The organism is Pseudomonas sp. HD6422 (assembly GCF_025377065.1).
Taxonomy (GTDB): Bacteria; Pseudomonadota; Gammaproteobacteria; order Pseudomonadales; family Pseudomonadaceae; genus Aquipseudomonas; species Aquipseudomonas putida_U.
In genome coordinates, this window is record NZ_JAHWIW010000076.1 from 1 (window position 1) to 2,736 (window position 2,736).

General features: G+C 46.1%; 4 protein-coding genes. 3 read left to right on the plus strand and 1 reads right to left on the minus strand.

The window, feature by feature from the left end; translation table 11 throughout:
• Positions 1-172, minus strand: a 172-nt coding sequence (locus KY379_RS27050; protein WP_170953011.1) for a phage integrase N-terminal SAM-like domain-containing protein, incomplete at its 3' end; no start/stop codon positions are given.
• Between the two features lie 152 nt (positions 173-324).
• On the opposite strand from KY379_RS27050, the gene KY379_RS27055 reads away from it, so the two are divergent.
• The 3 genes from KY379_RS27055 (at position 325) to KY379_RS27065 (ending at position 2,536) form a co-directional block, all read left to right on the plus strand.
• A complete protein-coding gene (locus tag KY379_RS27055) occupies positions 325-1,065 on the plus strand; it encodes a subclass B1 metallo-beta-lactamase IMP-1 (RefSeq protein WP_003159548.1) in 741 nt (246 codons plus the stop codon).
• 133 nt (positions 1,066-1,198) lie between these two features.
• Positions 1,199-1,657: an aminoglycoside N-acetyltransferase AAC(6')-Il gene (gene aac(6')-Il / locus KY379_RS27060; RefSeq protein ID WP_013263788.1), complete on the plus strand. Its 459-nt coding sequence runs from the start codon at positions 1,199-1,201 to the stop codon at positions 1,655-1,657.
• 138 nt (positions 1,658-1,795) lie between these two features.
• On the plus strand, positions 1,796-2,536 hold the full coding sequence (locus KY379_RS27065; RefSeq protein WP_003159548.1) for a subclass B1 metallo-beta-lactamase IMP-1: 741 nt from the start codon (positions 1,796-1,798) through the stop codon (positions 2,534-2,536).
• The last annotated feature ends 200 nt before the right edge of the window (positions 2,537-2,736 follow it).

The following is a 2,736-nucleotide window of genomic DNA, read 5'->3' on the forward strand; positions in this document are numbered from 1 at the left end:
TGCCCAAGGTTGCCGGGTGACGCACACCGTGGAAACGGATGAAGGCACGAACCCAGTGGACATAAGCCTGTTCGGTTCGTAAGCTATAATGCAAGTAGCGTATGCGCTCACGCAACTGGTCCAGAACCTTGACCGAACGCAGCGGTGGTAACGGCGCAGTGGCGGTTTTCATGGCTTGTTATGACTGTTTTTTTGTACAGTCTATGCCTCGGGCATCCAAGCAGCAAGCGCGTTACGCCGTGGGTCGATGTTTGATGTTATGGAGCAGCAACGATGTTACGCAGCAGGGCAGTCGCCCTAAAACAAAGTTAGAAAAGGAAAAGTATGAGCAAGTTATCTGTATTCTTTATATTTTTGTTTTGCAGCATTGCTACCGCAGCAGAGTCTTTGCCAGATTTAAAAATTGAAAAGCTTGATGAAGGCGTTTATGTTCATACTTCGTTTGAAGAAGTTAACGGGTGGGGCGTTGTTCCTAAACATGGTTTGGTGGTTCTTGTAAATGCTGAGGCTTATCTAATTGACACTCCATTTACGGCTAAAGATACTGAAAAGTTAGTCACTTGGTTTGTGGAGCGTGGCTATAAAATAAAAGGCAGTATTTCCTCTCATTTTCATAGCGACAGCACGGGCGGAATAGAGTGGCTTAATTCTCGATCTATCCCCACGTATGCATCTGAATTAACAAATGAACTGCTTAAAAAAGACGGCAAGGTTCAAGCCACAAATTCATTTAGCGGAGTTAACTATTGGCTAGTTAAAAATAAAATTGAAGTTTTTTATCCAGGCCCGGGACACACTCCAGATAACGTAGTGGTTTGGCTGCCTGAAAGGAAAATATTATTCGGTGGTTGTTTTATTAAACCGTACGGTTTAGGCAATTTGGGTGACGCAAATATAGAAGCTTGGCCAAAGTCCGCCAAATTATTAAAGTCCAAATATGGTAAGGCAAAACTGGTTGTTCCAAGTCACAGTGAAGTTGGAGACGCATCACTCTTGAAACTTACATTAGAGCAGGCGGTTAAAGGGTTAAACGAAAGTAAAAAACCATCAAAACCAAGCAACTAAATTTCTAACAAGTCGTTGCAGCACGCCACTACGTGGCTGGACAGTTTGTAAGTTGCGCTTTTGTGGTTTGCTTCGCAAAGTATTCCACAACGCGCAACTTACAAACTGCCGCTGAACTTAGCGTTAGGCACCAATGGATAGTTCGCCGCTCGTCAGGCCTGTTGAAACTACCGATTCGGCCAGTTGGCTAAGCATGCGCTGTGAGCTGTGGCCAGATGGCACATGTCAAGAGCACCAGTCAGAGATCGCAGAATTTCTGTCCGGAAAAGTCGCCCGGCCTGCTGCTGTCCTCATTGCTGTAGCACCCGACGGAGAAGCACTAGGGTTTGCCGAGCTTTCGATCCGCCCGTATGCGGAGGAGTGCTACTCCGGCAACGTTGCGTTCTTGGAGGGTTGGTACGTTGTGCCAAGTGCGCGGCGTCAGGGCGTAGGTGTAGCTCTGGTAAAAGCCGCCGAGCATTGGGCTCGTGGTCGCGGATGCACCGAATTCGCCTCCGACACTCAACTTACCAACAGCGCAAGCACCTCGGCGCACCTGGCGGCTGGATTCACGGAGGTTGCTCAAGTACGCTGCTTCCGGAAACCGTTGTGAGGGGCGCCGCGTTGGTGCCTAACAATTCGTTCAAGCCGAACTTGCTTCGTTACACCAAAGCCATGGCAGAAAGAGCTTGCCATGGCTTTGGCTCCACTACGCAAGTCGGCTTAACTCAGGCGTTAGAAAAGGAAAAGTATGAGCAAGTTATCTGTATTCTTTATATTTTTGTTTTGCAGCATTGCTACCGCAGCAGAGTCTTTGCCAGATTTAAAAATTGAAAAGCTTGATGAAGGCGTTTATGTTCATACTTCGTTTGAAGAAGTTAACGGGTGGGGCGTTGTTCCTAAACATGGTTTGGTGGTTCTTGTAAATGCTGAGGCTTATCTAATTGACACTCCATTTACGGCTAAAGATACTGAAAAGTTAGTCACTTGGTTTGTGGAGCGTGGCTATAAAATAAAAGGCAGTATTTCCTCTCATTTTCATAGCGACAGCACGGGCGGAATAGAGTGGCTTAATTCTCGATCTATCCCCACGTATGCATCTGAATTAACAAATGAACTGCTTAAAAAAGACGGCAAGGTTCAAGCCACAAATTCATTTAGCGGAGTTAACTATTGGCTAGTTAAAAATAAAATTGAAGTTTTTTATCCAGGCCCGGGACACACTCCAGATAACGTAGTGGTTTGGCTGCCTGAAAGGAAAATATTATTCGGTGGTTGTTTTATTAAACCGTACGGTTTAGGCAATTTGGGTGACGCAAATATAGAAGCTTGGCCAAAGTCCGCCAAATTATTAAAGTCCAAATATGGTAAGGCAAAACTGGTTGTTCCAAGTCACAGTGAAGTTGGAGACGCATCACTCTTGAAACTTACATTAGAGCAGGCGGTTAAAGGGTTAAACGAAAGTAAAAAACCATCAAAACCAAGCAACTAAATTTCTAACAAGTCGTTGCAGCACGCCACTACGTGGCTGGACAGTTTGTAAGTTGCGCTTTTGTGGTTTGCTTCGCAAAGTATTCCACAACGCGCAACTTACAAACTGCCGCTGAACTTAGCGTTGCGCGCCGGCACTCGCAGTTTTTGAGCCTTGCACACCTGAGTGACTTCGCGGTGAAAGGCCGCTAGGCTGCGCTT